At 66.2% G+C, this 16,879-nt stretch carries 16 protein-coding genes; 5 read left to right on the top strand and 11 right to left on the bottom strand.

The features are described from left to right. Positions 1 to 14: 14 nt before the first annotated feature. A complete protein-coding gene (locus ACH0AE_RS06555) occupies positions 15 to 791 on the top strand; it encodes an SDR family oxidoreductase (RefSeq protein ID WP_406875580.1) in 777 nt (258 codons plus the stop codon). A gap of 18 nt (positions 792 to 809) precedes the next feature. Here ACH0AE_RS06555 and ACH0AE_RS06560 read toward each other — a convergent pair whose 3' ends face one another. The 7 genes from ACH0AE_RS06560 to ACH0AE_RS06590 are packed head-to-tail and all read right to left on the bottom strand — an operon-like array spanning position 810 to position 8,226. Further along, positions 810 to 1,790, bottom strand: coding sequence for a nitronate monooxygenase family protein (locus tag ACH0AE_RS06560; protein ID WP_136452239.1), 981 nt, complete (start codon positions 1,788 to 1,790; stop codon positions 810 to 812). A 19-nt stretch (positions 1,791 to 1,809) separates the two neighbouring features. Next, positions 1,810 to 2,748, bottom strand: coding sequence for an NAD(P)H-dependent flavin oxidoreductase (locus ACH0AE_RS06565; RefSeq protein ID WP_406875581.1), 939 nt, complete (start codon positions 2,746 to 2,748; stop codon positions 1,810 to 1,812). After that, positions 2,742 to 3,797, bottom strand: a complete 1,056-nt coding sequence (locus tag ACH0AE_RS06570; protein ID WP_136452241.1) for an acyl-CoA dehydrogenase family protein — start codon at positions 3,795 to 3,797, stop codon at positions 2,742 to 2,744. Before ACH0AE_RS06570 ends, ACH0AE_RS06565 begins: the two co-directional genes overlap by 7 nt. Further along, a complete protein-coding gene (locus ACH0AE_RS06575; protein ID WP_406875582.1) occupies positions 3,794 to 4,975 on the bottom strand; it encodes an acyl-CoA dehydrogenase family protein in 1,182 nt (393 codons plus the stop codon). Before ACH0AE_RS06575 ends, ACH0AE_RS06570 begins: the two co-directional genes overlap by 4 nt. A 10-nt stretch (positions 4,976 to 4,985) precedes the next feature. Then, positions 4,986 to 6,167 (bottom strand): hypothetical protein, encoded by a 1,182-nt coding sequence (locus ACH0AE_RS06580; RefSeq protein ID WP_406875583.1) that lies wholly within the window; start codon positions 6,165 to 6,167, stop codon positions 4,986 to 4,988. Further along, positions 6,164 to 6,952, bottom strand: a complete 789-nt coding sequence (locus ACH0AE_RS06585) for an enoyl-CoA hydratase-related protein (RefSeq protein ID WP_136452244.1) — start codon at positions 6,950 to 6,952, stop codon at positions 6,164 to 6,166. Before ACH0AE_RS06585 ends, ACH0AE_RS06580 begins: the two co-directional genes overlap by 4 nt. Continuing rightward, positions 6,949 to 8,226: a MaoC family dehydratase N-terminal domain-containing protein gene (locus tag ACH0AE_RS06590; RefSeq protein WP_136452245.1), complete on the bottom strand. Its 1,278-nt coding sequence runs from the start codon at positions 8,224 to 8,226 to the stop codon at positions 6,949 to 6,951. Before ACH0AE_RS06590 ends, ACH0AE_RS06585 begins: the two co-directional genes overlap by 4 nt. Before the next feature lie 109 nt (positions 8,227 to 8,335). Between ACH0AE_RS06590 and ACH0AE_RS06595 the strand changes: the two genes are divergently transcribed. Next, positions 8,336 to 9,817, top strand: a complete 1,482-nt coding sequence (locus ACH0AE_RS06595) for a class I adenylate-forming enzyme family protein (protein WP_406875584.1) — start codon at positions 8,336 to 8,338, stop codon at positions 9,815 to 9,817. A 27-nt stretch (positions 9,818 to 9,844) separates the two neighbouring features. Here the strand turns inward: ACH0AE_RS06595 and ACH0AE_RS06600 are convergent, their stop codons facing one another. The 4 genes from ACH0AE_RS06600 to ACH0AE_RS06615 all read right to left on the bottom strand — a co-directional run bounded on the left by ACH0AE_RS06600 (position 9,845) and on the right by ACH0AE_RS06615 (position 14,974). Next, on the bottom strand, positions 9,845 to 11,416 hold the full coding sequence (locus ACH0AE_RS06600; RefSeq protein WP_136452246.1) for an AMP-binding protein: 1,572 nt from the start codon (positions 11,414 to 11,416) through the stop codon (positions 9,845 to 9,847). Beyond that, positions 11,413 to 12,987, bottom strand: a complete 1,575-nt coding sequence (locus tag ACH0AE_RS06605; RefSeq protein WP_406875585.1) for an AMP-binding protein — start codon at positions 12,985 to 12,987, stop codon at positions 11,413 to 11,415. Before ACH0AE_RS06605 ends, ACH0AE_RS06600 begins: the two co-directional genes overlap by 4 nt. A gap of 14 nt (positions 12,988 to 13,001) precedes the next feature. Next, positions 13,002 to 13,763, bottom strand: a complete 762-nt coding sequence (locus tag ACH0AE_RS06610; protein WP_136452248.1) for a crotonase/enoyl-CoA hydratase family protein — start codon at positions 13,761 to 13,763, stop codon at positions 13,002 to 13,004. 602 nt (positions 13,764 to 14,365) lie between these two features. Beyond that, positions 14,366 to 14,974 (bottom strand): recombinase family protein, encoded by a 609-nt coding sequence (locus ACH0AE_RS06615; protein WP_406875586.1) that lies wholly within the window; start codon positions 14,972 to 14,974, stop codon positions 14,366 to 14,368. Positions 14,975 to 15,257: 283 nt separating this feature from the next. Between ACH0AE_RS06615 and ACH0AE_RS06620 the strand changes: the two genes are divergently transcribed. The 3 genes from ACH0AE_RS06620 (at position 15,258) to ACH0AE_RS06630 (ending at position 16,686) form a co-directional block, all read left to right on the top strand. Beyond that, positions 15,258 to 15,506, top strand: coding sequence for an AbrB/MazE/SpoVT family DNA-binding domain-containing protein (locus ACH0AE_RS06620; RefSeq protein ID WP_066707327.1), 249 nt, complete (start codon positions 15,258 to 15,260; stop codon positions 15,504 to 15,506). Next, positions 15,499 to 15,897: a type II toxin-antitoxin system VapC family toxin gene (locus ACH0AE_RS06625; RefSeq protein WP_083956705.1), complete on the top strand. Its 399-nt coding sequence runs from the start codon at positions 15,499 to 15,501 to the stop codon at positions 15,895 to 15,897. The genes ACH0AE_RS06620 and ACH0AE_RS06625 overlap by 8 nt, the downstream gene beginning before the upstream one ends. A gap of 99 nt (positions 15,898 to 15,996) precedes the next feature. Then, complete coding sequence (locus ACH0AE_RS06630; RefSeq protein WP_406875587.1) at positions 15,997 to 16,686, top strand: hypothetical protein; 690 nt, start codon at positions 15,997 to 15,999, stop codon at positions 16,684 to 16,686. Positions 16,687 to 16,879 lie beyond the last annotated feature (193 nt).

Raw genomic sequence — 16,879 nt, forward strand, 5'->3', positions numbered from 1 at the left:
TCCGGAGTTCGTCTATGACCTTTTCGCTCGATCAGTTCCGTCTCGATGGCAAGGTGGCGATTGTCACCGGCGCGGGCGGGCGAGGCAATTCGATCGGCGGCGCTTACGCCCGCGGCCTCGCTGCCGCCGGCGCGCAGGTCGTCGTCGCCGACCTGAACCTGGACGGCGCGCGCGCGGTGGCTGACGAGATCGGCGAAGCGGCGCTGCCGGTGCGCGTCAACATTGCCGACCGCGCGTCCGTCGACGCCATGGTCGCGGACGCGACGGATCGTTTTGGCGGCGTCGACATCCTCGTCAACAACGCCGCGCTGATGGTCGAGGCGGTCGGCACGCCGGTGATCCAGACCGACCTCGACGCATGGAATCGGCTGCTGTCGGTGAACCTCACCGGCGCGTTGAACTGCGCACAGGCGGTGGTCGCGTCGATGACCGCGCGTGGTGGCGGACGGATCGTGAACCAGCTGTCCGCCGGCGCCTTCCCGGCGCAGACCGGCTACGGCGTCAGCAAGGTCGCGCTGCTCGGGCTCACCACGACGCTCGCGACCGAACTCGGGCGCAGCAACATCGCGGTGAACGCGATCGCCCCGGGCATGACGATGAGTGATGCCGGTCGCGCGCTCACGCCATCGGACAGCCCGTTCGTCCAGGCGGCCGAGGCGCGCGTCGTGATGCGCCCGCGCGGCGAACCTGATGAACTGATCGGCGCCTTGCTCCTGCTGGTCTCGCCCGCGGGGGCTTGGATTACCGGTCAGGTCATCAACGTCGACGGCGGGTTCATCATCCGGTATTGAGTCGGGAGCGGCAGCCGGTCAGGCGCGGAAGCGCGCCAGCCGGCTGTCGATGATCTCCTCCGCTTCGGCGATAATACGGCCGATCAGCTCGCGGCACGTCGGCACGTCGTGGATCAATCCCTGGACCATGCCGGCCCAGAAGATGCCCTTCGACAGGTCGCCCGTGCGCAACACTTCCTTGCCGGCCGATCCGGCGACGAGTTCCTGCACATCGGCGAAGCGCGCGCCCGGCTGTGCGAGCCGACGGACGACCTCGTCCGACACTTCGTTCTTGCCGACGCGCGCGGTGTTCTTGAAGCTGCGGAAGATCAGGTGCGATCCGCGCTCGTCATTGGCGATGTATTGCTGCTTCACATTGTCGTGGATGGGTGCCTCAACGGTTGCGCAGAAGCGCGTGCCCATGTTGATCCCCTCTGCACCGAGCGACAGCGCCGCCACGAGCCCGCGACCATCGCCGAAGCCGCCGCTCGCCAGCAGCGGGATCCTGACCTGGTCGGCCGCGGCCGGGATCAGGATCAGCCCCGGAATGTCGTCTTCCCCCGGATGGCCGGCGCATTCGAAGCCGTCGATCGACACGATGTCGCACCCGGCGCGCTCCGCCGACAAGGCGTGACGGACCGCTGTACATTTGTGGAGGATCGTGATGCCGTGGGGCTTCAGCATTGCCCAGATCTCGCGCACTGCCTGCGTGCCCGCGGTCTCGACGGTTTTCACGCCGCCGTCGATGATCGCCTGCGCATAGGCCTTGTAATCGGGCGCGTTGATCGTCGGGAAGATCGTCAGGTTCACGCCGAAGGGCTTGTCGGTCATCGCGCGGCAGCGCTCGATCTCGTCGCGCAGTGCGTCCGGTGTCGGTTGGCTGAGGCCGGTGAGGATGCCGAGCCCTCCGGCATTTGACACCGCACTCGCCAGCTCGGCGACACCGACGTTCTGCATGCCGCCCTGCACGATCGGGTGCTCGATCCCCAGCATTTCGGTAATGCGTGTCTTGAAAGTCATGATCTCTTCTCCCGGGAGGTTAGGCGGCAGCCCGCGCCCAATCACGTTCGATCGCCGCCAGCCGCGCGCGCCAGTCGCCGGGTGCCCGCGTCGCGAGATTGTCCGCCAGCCGCGCGACCAGCGTGGCCACCGGCACCTCATCGTCGATCAGTCCGACGCTGTGGCCGGCGCTCCAGATGTCACGCCACGGCCGGACGGGCATCGCGATGCGCGTCGCCGGCAGCGTGGCCGGGTCGAGCCCGGCGGCGGCAACGGATGCGGTCATCCAGTTCGCAGGCACACCATTCATCGCTGCCGACACCATGATGCTGTCGATCCCTGCCTCCACGATCATCGCGCGATGCCCCGCCACGACGCTCGATTCGGGCGTGGCGATGAAACGCGTCCCCATGCACGCCAGATCGGCGCCGAGCGTCAGCGCGGCCGCGATCCCGGCGGCGTCGGCGATCCCGCCGGCGGCGATCAGCAGCCCGTCAAACATCCTTCGCACCGCTGGGACGAATGCCAACGGGGTCAGGAAGCCGGTATGCCCTCCCGCGCCCGCGCACGTCAGCATCAGCCCGTCCGCCCCAGCGGCAAGCGCCTTCTCGGCGTGGCGCATCGTCGTCACGTCGTGGATCACACGCCCGCCCCATCCGTGCACGCGCGCCACCAGCGCGGACGGATCGCCGACGCTCGACAGCACCAGCGGGACGCGATGCCGCTCCAGCAGGTCGAGTTTGGCCGCCCCGTCGCGCTCGGTCGCTATCCGAGCCGGCAGGTTGACGATCGCCGGCGCGCCGGGAATCGCGTTCAGTGCTTCGAGGTAGGCGGAGAATTGCTCGAGCGGGGTGACGGTGCCGCCCTGCCACCCGGCGACGACCCCCGCCGACCGGCAGGCGACCGCGAGCGGCACCGACGAGGCGAAACTCATCGGCGCACACATCAGCGGCAGCCGCAGCGCGGCGAACCCTACCATCCGGCCAGATCGGCGGCGCGCGCGCGGTGCAGCGCGGGGCTGCCGTACAGCGCACGGTTGGCGACCGCGCGGCGAAACCAGTAGTTCAGGCCGTATTCCCAGGTGTATCCGATCCCGCCATGAGCAGCGATCGCGGCGCGCGTGGTGCGAACGTACACGTCGCACAGATGCGCCTTCGCCATCGCCGCGGCGCGCGGCGCATCGGGTAAACCCGCATCCCATGCGTAGCCGGCGTACCACAGCAGCGCGCGCGCCGGCTCGACGTCCAGCGCCACGTGCGCAAGCTGGTGCTTGAGCGCCTGGAAGCGGCCGATCGGCTGGCCGAACTGCTCGCGATCCTTGGCGTATCTCACCGCCTGATCAAGACAATGCTGGGCACCGCCGAGCGCGTCCGCCGCGGCGAGGACCAGCACCGCATCGTACAGCCGCCCGACGAAGGGATCACTGGCATCGAAGAGCACGTGCGCATCCGCCCCACCGAAGGTGACCCGCGACAGCGGCCGAGAACGGTCCGTCGACCGGATAGGCTCGATCGTCACGCCATCGCCTGCCGCGACAAGCGCCAGTCCGCCGCCGTGCGTGCCGAGCAGGAACCACCCCGCGGCACGCGCCGCGGCGACGAAGTTGACGGTACCGCTGGCGGGCGTCGCATCCCAGCCCGCGTGTGACCCGGGCCCGCCCAGGGCTAGCGTCGCGATCGTCTCCCCGGCGAGGATCGCGGGCAGATGGGCGCGCGCGGCGACGTTCGTCGACTTGGCGACCGCCAGCGCGGTCAGCATCTGCCCGGCGATCGGCCCGGCCGCTGCGGCCGCGCCCGCAATCTCGCACACCAAGGCGGCATCGAGCAGCCCCAGCCCGGCGCCGCCACCGGCGTCATCGACCAGCAGCCCGCCCAGCCCGAGCGCCATCAACGCCCGCCAGCTTTCCCGATCGACGTCGGCGTCCCCCTCGGCGAAGGCGTGCAGCCGCTCGATCGGCCACGTCTCGCCCAGCACGCCGCGCACCGCATCTTGGATCGCGATCTGTTCGTCCGAAAGGTGGAATCTCACTTGTCGGTCTCCATCGCCAGATCCCGCGGCAGGCCCAGGCCCCGCTCGCCGATGATGTTGCGCTGGATGTTGCTCGCCCCGCCGGCGATCGAATTGCCCAGGCTGCCCATGATCTGGTCGAGCCACTTTTCCGGCCCGCGACCGCGCGTGCCCGCCGGCGCGGGTTCGGTCAGCCCCGCCTCGCCGATCAGTTCCTGCGCGGTCAGCGCCATGTCGTGACCGATCTCGGTGAGCAACAGCTTCATCATCAGCGCGATCGGCCCGGGATCGTCGCCGGCTGCCGCATTGGAGAACAGACGATAGCTGGAGTAGCGGTGCGCCAGTACGAAGCCCTCGATCTGTGCCAACCGATCGCGCACGACCGGATCGCCGATCCGGCCCATCTCCTGCGCGAGCTCGACCAGCTTGGCGAATTGACTGCCGAGGCCGTCGGCCGAACCGATCGACGCGCGCTCGTGCTTCAACGTGGTACGGCTGACATTCCAGCCCTGCCCGCGCTCGCCCACCGTCCACGCCAGCGGCGCGCGGGCATCGTCGAAGAAGAACTCGTAGAAGCCGCTTTCGCCCGTCATCTGCCGGATGGGGCGGCGCGTGACGCCGGGCTGGTCAAGGTCGATCAGGATATAGCTGATGCCGTCATGCTTGCCGGCGTCAGGTTCGGTGCGGACCAGCATGAACATGTGCGTCGCGGCGCCGCCCTGGCTGGTCCAGATCTTCTGGCCGTTGATGACCCATTCCTCGCCATCGACCACACCGCGCGTGCGGACGGAGGCTAGATCGGAACCTGATCCCGGCTCCGAATAGCCTTGCCCCCAAATGTAGTCGCCCGCGATGGTCGGCGGGATCAGCGCCTGCCGCTGTTCCTCGGTGCCGCGCTCCAGCAGCGTAGGGACCAGCATGTTGATGCCGTTGCCCCCAACCTCCATCGGTGCGCGAGCGCGCGCGAACTCCTCGCGGATCACCTGCGCCTTGACCACATCAACCGGTTGCTCGGACCCGCCGAACCGCCGCGGCACGCTGCGATAAAGGTAGCCCGCATCGGTCGCGCGCGTGCGGAAATCGCGCATATAGGCTTTCAGCGCGTCCTTGCGCCGATCGCCGGGCTGCCACGCGCTCTTTAGAAACGCGCGAACCTCCGCGCGCGCCGCTTCGGCTTCAAGGCCGTAGCTCAGGTCCATGCCATCCCTCCTAGAGTTCGCCGCCGGCGATCACGGTGCGCAACAGCCCCGCGACATCGCGATCGGCCATAGCGCCGACCCGCGCGCCCAGGCTCCGCTCGAGCCCGCTGGCCGCATGGCCGTAACCGCCCCGCACGATCGTCTTCATCAATGCATCCATGCTGTCGAGCGTCAGCAGGCAGAGATCACGCCACGCCTTCCCACGCTCCAGCCTGATCCCGTGCGTTTCCAGTACGTCGCAATAATGCTCAAACAACGGCCGCTCCTGCACGCGGCGATCCGCATCGGAGAGCGCCGACAGGATGAAATATCCCAGATCGCGCAGGCCCGGCCCACGAAAGATTACCTGCCAGTCGAACAGCCCGGCGGTGCCATCAGGGTTGGCGTAGGTATTGCCGAGATGGCTGTCGCCGTGGAGCAGCGTGGCGGGCAACCGGTCCCAATAATCGTATACCACCTCGGAGTGTTGCGACCACAAGCCGATCGTCTCCACCACGGCCTGCGGCAGCGCTGCGGCATGCTCGCTGGCAAGGAACCTCTGCCGGGCATCAATGAACGACTGCCGGTGCCAGGCGGCACCGAACTTGCGCGTCCGTGGCCGCACCCAGCCCAGGTCCCGCTCAAACCGCGGTGACTGCCACAGGCGAGCGTGAAGTGTGGCGAGCGCCGTCGCGACGGCGCGCGCGTGCGCCGCGCTGCAATGGTCCTTCCCCCAATAGGGCCGCGCGCCGCGCTCCTCGAGGTCTTCGGTCACCAGCAGGAACAGGCCGCCGGGATAATAACGCCCGAACCACGGGCGAGGCGTAATGTCCGCCACGTCGCGCTGCACCTCGGCGTAGAAACGCACCTCGTGCTCGGCCATGTGAAGCATCGACAGCGTTTCGCGCAGATACGCCTCGTCAGGCGTCGCCTTGACGAAGATCGACTCCGGCAACCCAGCGTGGCGGCCCGCCGCGTTCCACGCCAGCCGCCACCTGCGACGGCTCGTCATGCCGTCGTGTGCCTCCTCCGCCGCGAAGTCGGTCAACTGCGCGCCGGGCATGGTCCCGCCGATCACCTCGTCGATGAACTCGCGTGTCACGTCGGCGGAGCGATAAGGCCCAGGTACCACAAGGTCGGCACGCGCCAGCGCCAGGTCCGCCGCCTCCAGCGAGGCGAGCGCGTGACGGTGCAGGGCGGCGGTGTCGATCATTCGCCTGCCGGCCGCTGCGCGCGCCAGATCGCTGCGGTGGCCTGAGTGGAGAGCGTCATGTTCAGCGCCTCGTGGTCCAGCGCCGCCTCGAACACCGCATCTTCGGCGAGGTTGAGGTTCGCCTTCATGTAACGGAAGCCCATCCGCGGCCCGTCCGCCAGCCGCCGCGCCGCGGCGATCGTCGCTTCGGCCAGCGCCTCGTCGTCGAACAGGCGGGTATAGATCCCGCGCGTGAACGCCTCCGCCGCGGTCAGTTTCTCGCCCAGCAGGAAAAGCTCGCGCGCCGCGCCCGTGCCGAGGATCTTCGTCCAGAACCACGTCGATCCGAAGTCGCCACCCGCGCCGATGCGGTCAAACGCCGTCAGGAAGGTCGCGCTACGGCCCGCGAAGCGCAGGTCGCACGCGCCGGCGATGCCGATGCCGGCACCGGCAACCGGACCGTTGACCATCGCGATCGTCGGCTTAGGCATCTCGTGCAGCAGCCGCGCGGTCTCCATGAAGGCCCGCAGCCGGGTGAAGCCCTGTTCGGTCCGCCCGCCGCTGTCGCGGTTCGGCGGAACAACCGCGCGATCGCCGCCGCCATCCTTCAGGTCGCCGCCCGAGCAGAAGCCGCGCCCCGCCCCCGTGACGATCACGCACCCGACCGACGTATCGCGCGCGGCATCCGCGCAGGCATCCGCCAACGGCGCCATCAATGCCCCCGTCAGCGCGTTGAGTCGATCGGGCCGATTGAGCGTGATGGTGCGCACCCCCGCATCGTCGGCGATCAGCAGCACGTCGCTCACTTGCGCGACAGCTGCCAGTGGCGCGCCATCATCAGCGCGGCCTTCTCGGCCAGGTCGGCCGGCACCTCTGGATACAACGGATAAGGCTTGTCCTTCGAGGGAAGCGCAATCGTCGCGGTGCCGCGGACGGTTTCCTCGCCGCGCTGGTTCTCGAACTTAACCGCCACGTCGACGAGGTTGCGTCCACCTTCCTGACGCTTGGACAGCACCTGGCCGGTGATCGTCTGGACGTCGCCCATGTAGTTGAACTTGCGGATCTCGTCATGAACGTGGGTGACGATTCCGTCATCGCCTGCCCAGTCCGACAGGAAATGGAACAGATAGTTCTCGCGCATGACGCCATAATCATAGGCCATCGGATTGCCGATCGCCTGCGCCCACTTCGCGTCCCAGTGCAGCCGCTGCGCGACATCGGGAATACCCTGCTCGTTCTTGATGTAGAAGGCCGGGATGCGCGTGCGGTTCTTGTACGCAAGCCGCCCGACGGTCGGCGCATAGGGAACGAAGCCGTAACCGCCGGCATGGAAGCAGATCACGTCGGTAACCGTCAGCGGTCCCTTCGCCATCGTGCCGATCGCATCGCCGGCCGCGACATCCTCGAACCAGCGCTTGCCCGAACCGAGCACCTGCTCGTTTGCGTAGACTGCGTCGATCGCGGCGATATCGTCGTCGCTGTACGTCTGCGGTTCGATCGCGGAGTACTTGCCCTTCTTCGCCGCGGTCTTGCGCTCGGTCAGCACGCGCAGGATGCGATAGACCGCGACGACCTCGCCACGCTGGTTGACCTTCACGTCGCGGCGCACGGTGATGACCGATCGCCCGGCGAACTCGCTTTGCTTGACCTCGCAGCTTTCCTCCCCGTTGAAGCTGTAGATCGTGTCGCCGGGGCGCACCGGGCGGTAGAAGTCCCACGTCGATCCGGACACGAAGACGTGGATGCCCTTGAACAGGCTCTTTCGCAGGCGCTTGATCTCGTCGGGAACCGGGTCGCCCTTCATCGGGGCGTTGATCTGCGCAACCATCATGCCCGGCGCGATCACGCCGCCCCAGCGCGTGCCGCGGGCATAGTCCGGATCACAGAAGAGCGGATTATCGTCGCCGCAACCATGCGCAAAGTTGCGGATGTTATCCTCGGTCGCGGTCTGGATGTACTCGCGCGTCGATGCCGCCTGATCGAAGCCGAGCAGCGCGCGCTGGCGCTCGATATCCTCGTCGGTGATCGCGTAGTCCACCGCCTTCTGCCATTCGTCGCTCTCGAGAATATTGCTGGCCATGCCGCCCTCTCCCTTGATCGTGTTGTATAACTAGGTAATATATGATCCCGTGAGTACGCAAGTGCGTTGTTCGGAAAATCGGAGGGGCGGGGGCGAGATGGATATCGATGTGAGGCGCATCAGCGATGCGCTGAAAGTACGCGCCGCGCACCAACGCGATCAGGTGGCGCACGACGATACCCGGCGTTTGATCACGTTCGCGCAATGGGATCGGGAAGCCGATGAGATCGGCGGGGGTCTCGCGGCGGCAGGATTGCGCGCCGGCGACCGCGTCTTCCTGCCGATCAGCAATGCGCGCGCGGTCGAGATGGCGATCGCGGTATTCGCCGTCTTCCGCGCCGGGGGCATCGCGGTGCCGATCAACACGCGCTTCTCGCCGAAAGAGGTGCGCGACTATGCCGGCTTGGTCGAGCCGCGCTTTGCGATCACCGACGTGCCCGATCTGGTCGCCGATCTGGGGCTCGAGACGGTCTGGCACACCGACGCGATGCCGCGCGACCTGGCGGCGCTGCCCGATCAGGCGGCACTTGATCCAGATGCCGACGCCGAGATCCTCGCGACGTCCGGCACGACGGGCAAGATCAAGGGCGTCGTCGTGTCGCACCCCGATCTGATGACTGGGGTGACGGGCACCAATCTCGATCGCTCGCGCTCAACGCTTCACGCGCTGCCGCTGACCGGTTCGGGCGGGAACCTGGGGATCGTCATGCTGCCGGCGCGCGGCGGCGCGACGGCGTTCACCCAGCCCAAGTTCGATCCGAAAGGCTTCCTGGAGCTGGTGCGCGAGAAGCGGCCCGACCTTGTCTACCTCGTGCCGTCGATGCTTCGGCTGGTGCTCGACCATCCCGACGTCGCCGATTACGACTTTGCCGGCGTCAAATATCTCATGACCGGCACCGCGCCGCTGCCCAACGATTCTGTCGTGCGTGCGCTGAAGCTGTGGCCGCACGTGCGGATGCGGAACAGCTACGGCATGTCGGAGGGCGGGATCGGGATCGGCACCTCGACGCAGGAGCAGGTGTTGAAGCCGGGCTGCGTCGGCAAGTTGCCCGCGCACATGCAGCTACGCGACGAAGATGATCGCGTCATCACGCAAGCGAACGTCGTCGGCGAGATCTACGGCTTCCAAAAGCATCCCCGCCGCTACTGGCGCGACGAGGAAGCGACCGCCGCGTCCTTCAGGGGCGGCTGGACCAAGACGGGCGACCTCGGCTTCGTCGACGAGGACGGCGACCTGATCGTGTGCGGCCGATCGAAGGAGCTCATCATCCGCGGCGGCTACAACATCACCCCGCTCGAGATCGAGACGGTGCTGCATCAGCACCCGGCCGTGAAGGATGCCGCCGTGGTCGGCATCGATCACGATGTGCTCGGCGAGGATGTCGCCGCGGCGATCACGCTGGCGGGCGGCGCTTCGATCAGCGCGGACGAACTGGCTCACTATTGCCGGGAACATCTTGCCGACAACAAGGTGCCGCGCACGATCGTGATCCTCGATGAACTGCCGCACAACCCGAACGGCAAGGTGCTGAAGCGCGAGCTCAAGCCCCTGCTCGCCGAGGCCGCCGCGCAGCGCCGCGCCGCCCGCTAAGCAAGGTCGGCGCGGCGGTCGTCCCCGCTACGTGCCCGCATCCCTCCTGACACGCGCGCGCAGCTCGTGCTTCAGCACTTTGCCCGTCGTGTTGCGGGGCAGGGCGTCGACAATGATCACCCGTTCAGGCGTCTTCTGGCGCGCAATCCCGGCATCGGCAAAGTGTGCACGTACGCTTTCGAGGTTCACCCTTGCGCCTGGTCGCGGCGTGATGAAGGCGCAGACGATCTCGCCCATGCGCGCGTCGGGACAAGCGACCACCGCCGCTTCCTGCACCATCGGATCGGCGAGCAGCACGTCCTCCACCTCGCGTGACGAGATGTTCTCGCCGCCCCGGATGATGATGTCCTTCTTGCGGTCGCTGATGACGAGATAGCCGTCGCGATCGAGATGGCCGATATCGCCGGTGCGATACCAGCCGTCCGGCAACATCGCCGCAGCGTTGAGGCTCGGATCGAAATAGCCGGTGAAGAGCTCCGGCCCGCGGGTTACGATCTCGCCATTGGCACCCGGCGGCACGTCATCGCCGGCGTCATCGACGAACCGCATCCGCGAACCGGTCATCGCCCTGCCCTCGGTCGTCAGTCGCTTGTGCATCGGATCGTCGGGATAGCCGGTGGTGACGGTCGGATGCTCGCTCGACCCGTAGGAGCGGAAGGTGCTCAGTCCCCGCGCGGCGCAACGTTCGATCAGGGTCGGCGGCACCGGGGCGGCGCCCACCAGGCAATTGACGAGGCTGGACAGGTCACGGCCGACACAATCCGCGGCATCAAGGATGCCGGCGAGGTGGAACGGCGTGAACGACGCGGAACTGACGCGGTGACGCTCGATCAGCATCGCCGCCTCGGCGGGATCCCATTGGTCCATCAGGACCAGCGCCCTGCCCTGGGTCAGAAACCGCATCATCGTACAGGCGCCGGCGACATGCCCGGGCGGCCAGGGCGACAGGATGATCTCCTCGATCCCGCGCCGCGCATGGGCAACCGCCGCGAGTTCCGACAGCAGGCTGCGGCTCGAGTGGCAGACGCCCTTCGGATCGGCGGTCGTGCCGGACGTGTAGACGAGCATCGCCAGAGCGTCGGGATCGCACGCGGTGGGCGGCGTGGCGGCTGGATCGAGCAGCATGTCCCGCCAGTCGACCGCGCCCGCAGGCACGGCATCGCCGATCACCACGTGCGCGCCGAGTGCCGGAAGGTCTCCGCAGGCGGCAAGCACCTGAGCGTAGTCAGCGGATCGCCAACGATCCGGCGTCACCAGCAGCTTCGCGCCGGATTGGCGAAGAATGAAGCCCAGCTCCTTCGCGCCGTAGATCGAGACGATCGGCAGCATGGCCGCCCCGCTATGCGCGATGCCGACGCAGGCGATCATCCATTCGGCCCACGCCGGCAGCTGAACGGCGACGATATCGCCGGCTCCGATACCGCGCGCCCGCAACCCGGCGGCGAACCGCAATCCTTGCGCGGTGATATCCGCCAGCCGATGGGTGCCGGCGCGCTGCGCCGAGGAAACCGTCAGCATCGCATCGGGAAAGCGCGCGGCGCCTTCCCGGAAGGCCGAAATCAACGGCCGGTCGACCGTGCCGAAGTCAGGATCGCTCATCGACCTTCCCGGACCGCGTCCGCGGACGCCGGTGTGACGATCTGGTTGCGGCGGTCGCCCCAGTAACGCTTGCGCAATTCGCGCTTGAGCAGCTTGCCGGTCGGCAATCGCGGAATGTCGTCGGTGAAATCGACCGATCGGGGGCATTTGAATGTCGACAACCGCGCCCGGCAATAAGCGACGATGTCGGCGGCAAGCACATCGCTGGGCGCGAACTCAGGCTTCAGATGGATCACGGCCTTCACCGCTTCGCCGAGGTCCCGATCCGGAACGCCGATCACCGCCACGTCCTGGATCGCGGGATGGAGCGTCAGCACCGCTTCCGCTTCCTGAGGGTAGATGTTCACGCCGCCCGAGATGATCATGTTGCTCGATCGATCGGCCAGGAACAGGTAGCCGTCGGCATCCAGCCAGCCCATGTCGCCGGGCCGTGACCAGCCGCGCGCGTCGAAGAAGTCGGCGGTCCTGGCAGGCTCCTTGTGGTAGTCGAAGCGTTCGGGGCTCTCGAACATCAAATGCCCAACCTGTCCCGGCGGCAACTCATCGCCGTTGTCGTCCACCACATGGATCGCCCCGGTTATCGACCGGCCGACTGTTCCCTTGCGGGCCAGCCACTCGTGCGGGCCGACCATTGTAAACCCTCCCCCCTCGCTAAGACCGTAATATTCGTGGATGATCGGGCCGAACCAATCGAACATCTGTTCTTTGACGTCGACCGGACACGGCGCGGCGGCGTGAACGACCATTGTCAGGCTCGATACGTCGTATCTGGCGCGCGTTTCCGGCGGCAGTTGCAGCATCCGGACGAAATGGGTCGGCACGAACTGCGCATGCGTGACGCGGTAGCGCTCGATATGCGCCAGCGTAGCTTCCGCGTCGAACCTGGCCGGCACCACCGCGGTACCGCCGAGCGCCTGCGCCCCCATCGACCAGCCTAGCGGCGCGGCGTGGTACAATGGAGCGGGCGAGTAGAAGATGCTGCGTTCGTCAAACGCGAACAGGCCGGCCAACATGTGCTCGATGCGCAACAGCGTGTTGAACGGATCGCCCGACAGGGGGCGCAATATCCCTTTCGGACGGCCGGTCGTGCCCGAGGAATAGAACATGAAATTGCCTTCGGTCTCGATCCCGAACGGCTCCATCGCTTCGGCGGCAATCACATCGTCCAGGCTGCCGAAGGGGCCGAACGGCGCGCCGGAACTCAGTAGCACCTTCAGATCGGTTAGCGCGCCGGCGAGATCGAGTGCGAGGTCGCGCAACCCCGGCGATACGATCAGCGCCGCCGCGTCGCTGTTCGTCAGGATGTAGGCGGCTTCGTCGCGGCTGAGGTGCCAGTTCACCGGCACGAAGCGCAGGGCCGCCCGGCGACACGCCCAGGCCGCCACGAACACGGCATTCTCGTTCTCCATCAGCAGCGCAACGCGCGCACCCTCACCGAGCGAGTGACGCAACACGCGCGCAAGCCGCATCGAGTCGGCATTCAGACGTCCGACGTCGATCACCTCTCCGCGATCGGCCGCGATCACGGCGGCTCGGCCGGGGGCGCGCCGCGCGTGCGTCAACAGGGACATCGCCGTTCGCCGCCTCAGCGCCCCGACCAGTTTGGCGTGCGCTTCTCGGCGAATGCCGCGGCGCCCTCCCGCGCGTCCGCGCTCGCGAACACGGGCGCCATCAGATCGGCTTGGCGTGCCCACCGCTCGTCGGCGGGCCACGAGCGCGATTCGGCGATGATCTGCTTGGACACTTGCACCGCCAGCGGCCCGTTCGCACCGATCGCCTTCGCCATCTCCAGCGCCGCGTCGAGTGCCGGGCCGTCGGTCAACCTGTTGACCAGGCCGATATCATAAGCGCGCTGCGCGCCGATGAAGTCGCCGGTCAGCGCAAGCTCCATGGCGATCCGCGCGGGGATCTGGTCGGGCAACCGGATCAGCCCTCCCGCACCCGCGACCAGGCCTCTCTTCGCCTCCGGAATACCGAATTTCGCACTGGCGTTCGCGACCACCAGATCGCAGGCGATCATCAATTCCAGTCCGCCCGCCAGGGCATAGCCGTCGACCGCGGCGATCAGCGGCTTTCTGGGCGGCGCGAGCACAAGCCCCCCGAAACCGCGACCTTCGACCGTCGGGCTCTCGCCGCGCAAGAACCCCTTCAGGTCCATCCCCGAACAGAACGTGCCGCCGGCCCCGGTGATGATCGCGACGCGGAGCGATGCTTCGGAGTCAAGCCTGTCAAGGGCAGCCGCTATCCCTTCGGCCGCCGCCTTGTTCATGGCGTTCTTCGCGTCAGGCCGATTGATGGTGATGACGAGGACGCCGTCCACGTCCCGGGTCAACAACTCTTCGTTCATCATGATCTCTCCTCTGATTGATTCTTATATAACCAGGTGTACCATGCAAGCGGGCGCTGGAGGCGCGTTTGTTCAAGCCGGCTGAAAACAGTTGGTTTGCGCCTCTGCTGGCCCGACGCTCCTGATCAAACCAGGCTGTGCCGGACGACGCTATGCCGCGAGTATCGCCGTTTGCTGACGATCCAACGTGTGCGGCGAGCTACTCGGCAACGCCATGTCGACAGCCGACCCCAAGAAGCCGGCGTCTCCAGCCGTGCCGACATCAACGCTGGAACTGAACCGAACCGGGTTTGTCGGAGGCCCCAACGCTTGAGAGGAGAGGGCTATGACGAACAAGACGACGAAAAAGTTTTCACCTGAGGAGGGCGCCCGGGCCGTTGCTTCGGGTGCGCTCGCGCGCCACAACAACCGCCGGTCTCTGGTTCCGGCTGGATGAAAGCCGGGGGTCACGTCAGCCGGTCTGCTGATGTAGGCCACGTGGGTTGATCCGGCGAGCTGTACCCGACTCGACTTCGCCATCGAAAGCAGCACCGATCGAGCAGGCCGGAGCGACGGATGGCTTCGCCGTCCTTCCGGTTTTCTCGACCCGGACTTTGGGCGGTCTATGATACCGGAGCCGCCCTGGCACGGTGCAGCGCGGCGACGCGCTTGACATGCGCGATGCTGCATCCGGCGAGTTCCGCGGTCTTGGCGATACTCATGCCGGCTTTGCGCAGCGCAACGATACGGCGGTGATGCCCGAGGTCGGGCTTGCGTCCCGTGTACCGCCCCTCCCTCTTGGCGATCTCAATTCCCTCCCGCTGCCGCTCGCGCCGGGTCTCGTAGTCGTCGCGCGCCGTCTGCAGCGCGACGCGCAGCAGCATGTCCTGCACCGCCTCCAGCACGATCCGCGTCACACCCGCGCTGTCCGCCACCAGGTCGGAGAGGTCCACGATGCCCGGCACCGCTAGTCGAGCCCCCCTCCCCCGGATCGCCTCCATCAGCAATTCGGCTTCTGGCAGCGGCAGGCGGCTGATGCGGTCGATCTTCTCAGCCACCACCACCTCGCCCGGTTGCAGGTCCGCCACCATGCGCAACAGCTCCGGTCTGTCGGGCCGCGCACCTGACGCCTTCTCCCGATACACCGCGGCGACGTAGAAGCCGGCCGCCCGCGCGTCTGCAACGATGGTTTCCTGACGGGTCAGGTCCTGCTCGTCAGTGCTCACCCGCAAATAGACTCGCGCTGCCGTATTTCGTTGCCTGTCACGTGCTTGTCACTCCGCCCGGCGCGCTTGGGTACACCCATATGAGCTACTGCTGGAGCAGCTGGCTCGGAATAGCAAGCGCCGATCCTGTGGAGCCTAGCTCAGCAAGCCAGGTCTAAGTAGCTAATAAGCGCGGATATGAACGACGACTGATCACCAAGCGCGTAGGAGTGCCCTCCTTCGCGCTATGCATCAGCGGCGTCATGCGGTACAGTTTGGTGATTGGGTCGGCCAAGCGAGTTCAGTGCAGATGGAAGCACAGAGGGTAAAGATTGTAGACGGTGGTAAACTCGTGATCCCGGCGGCCATGCGCCGTGAGCTCGGGATCACCACGGGTGATACCGTTCTCGTCGATGTGGACGATGGCGAGCTGCGGGTACGTTCCGTGCCTAAGGCGCTCGAAAGGGCTCGCGCGATCCTTCGCAAATATGTGCCCGAAGGCGTCGGCTTGGCTGACGAGTTGATTGCGGAGCGCCGGCGCGAGGGGGAGCGTGAGTAGCAAGATCGTCCTCGACGCCTCCGCCCTGCTCTGCCTACTGAACGACGAACCCGGCGCGGATCGGGTAGTTAACGTCCTGACCCGTAGCATCATCGGAACGACCAACTTGGCCGAGGTCATCTCCAAACTTCGGGACCGAGGATTGCCGCTAGACGAGGTACGTGAGGCCCTTGGCGGGCTGCACCTCGATGTCCGACCGCTCTCCCCTGCCCAGGCGCTTATCATAGGCGACCTCCGGCCTTCGACGAAGGCGCTTGGTCTTTCGCTTGGTGACCGGGCGTGCCTTGCCTTAGCGATCGACCTACAAGCGGAGATGTTCACGACGGACGGTCCGTTGGCGAGCGCGGATGTGGGAATCACCATCACCAACGTACGGCCGCTTGCGGGGTAATCGCACATTCGTGCTTTTGGGTACTGTTCAGCAGGTTGCCATGCTTGCCGTAATCTCACCGATGAGACGATGTGAACGTCCATAGGATATACCGAACCGATGAATGAGAAGCAGGCGCGGCAACTCTTACGAACGGCCGACGAGGATGAGCCGGTCTTGTTAACGCCAGCCGTTCTTCAGAAGCTCGACGTGAGCGATGTTCAGGACGGCTGCGGGTTTCAGATTGGTCAGATCAAGGGTGGTGTCCACCACCTAGATTGGAACGGAACCGTCTACCGGCGTGGTAGTGCTCTGGTCGGGGAAGCCGATCATACATGGACACGCAAATACTGGTACTCGCCTATTGGTCTCGAGCAGTACCTCGACCTGATTAGACGAGCTGTTGAAGCCCGGCAGAGGTCTTCCGGCGATACCGAGGTGTCCTACCAAGATGATGACGGCGCGTATGTTGCGTTGCGCTTCGAAATCACCACGGCAGAGACGAACCTCTCGAAAGCCTACCATGCAGTCCGCAGGGTCGCCGAGCAAGTAGAGGAGGCCGCTTCAGATGCGTCAGACGAGGTAGGAAAGCGCATCGCCGAGATAGCGGCGCGCCTTTCCGGTTGGGGGAGCCTGTCCCTCGACGCGCTGGTAGATGTGGTGGAGAATGCATCGAACAATCAAGCTAAGGGTCGCTCGCTCGAAGAGCTGTGCGCTCGCCTTTTCGAGACTGTGGCGGGGATGACCGTCACCCAGCGTATCCTCACCGAGACCGAGGAGATCGACATTTCTCTTAAACGGCAGCGATGAGACCCGGTTGAAGCGCGAGGGAGCAATCATCCTAGCCGAATGTAAGAATTGGTCAGGCAAGTGTGGGAAGAACGAGTTTGTCGTTTTTCGATCGAAGCTTGAGAATAGGGCTCAGCGAGCGACACTCGGGTTTTTAATTTCATGGAACGGCTTCACCGAGACCGTCACGAAGGAGATGCTGAGGGGAAGCCGC

Source organism: Sphingomonas sp. 179-A 2A2 NHS, from assembly GCF_045371305.1.
In the GTDB taxonomy this organism is placed as follows: Bacteria; Pseudomonadota; Alphaproteobacteria; order Sphingomonadales; family Sphingomonadaceae; genus Sphingomonas.

What these genes read in the sequence shown, in the direction of transcription:
- ACH0AE_RS06555 (WP_406875580.1), top strand. Translation starts at nt 15, where the DNA reads ATGACCTTTTCGCTCGATCAGTTCCGTCTCGATGGCAAGGTGGCGATT.
- ACH0AE_RS06560 (WP_136452239.1), bottom strand. Translation starts at nt 1,790, where the DNA reads ATGACTTTCAAGACACGCATTACCGAAATGCTGGGGATCGAGCACCCG.
- ACH0AE_RS06565 (WP_406875581.1), bottom strand. Translation starts at nt 2,748, where the DNA reads ATGGTAGGGTTCGCCGCGCTGCGGCTGCCGCTGATGTGTGCGCCGATG.
- ACH0AE_RS06575 (WP_406875582.1), bottom strand. Translation starts at nt 4,975, where the DNA reads ATGGACCTGAGCTACGGCCTTGAAGCCGAAGCGGCGCGCGCGGAGGTT.
- ACH0AE_RS06580 (WP_406875583.1), bottom strand. Translation starts at nt 6,167, where the DNA reads ATGATCGACACCGCCGCCCTGCACCGTCACGCGCTCGCCTCGCTGGAG.
- ACH0AE_RS06590 (WP_136452245.1), bottom strand. Translation starts at nt 8,226, where the DNA reads ATGGCCAGCAATATTCTCGAGAGCGACGAATGGCAGAAGGCGGTGGAC.
- ACH0AE_RS06600 (WP_136452246.1), bottom strand. Translation starts at nt 11,416, where the DNA reads ATGAGCGATCCTGACTTCGGCACGGTCGACCGGCCGTTGATTTCGGCC.
- ACH0AE_RS06605 (WP_406875585.1), bottom strand. Translation starts at nt 12,987, where the DNA reads ATGTCCCTGTTGACGCACGCGCGGCGCGCCCCCGGCCGAGCCGCCGTG.
- ACH0AE_RS06610 (WP_136452248.1), bottom strand. Translation starts at nt 13,763, where the DNA reads ATGAACGAAGAGTTGTTGACCCGGGACGTGGACGGCGTCCTCGTCATC.
- ACH0AE_RS06620 (WP_066707327.1), top strand. Translation starts at nt 15,258, where the DNA reads ATGGAAGCACAGAGGGTAAAGATTGTAGACGGTGGTAAACTCGTGATC.
- ACH0AE_RS06630 (WP_406875587.1), top strand. Translation starts at nt 15,997, where the DNA reads ATGAATGAGAAGCAGGCGCGGCAACTCTTACGAACGGCCGACGAGGAT.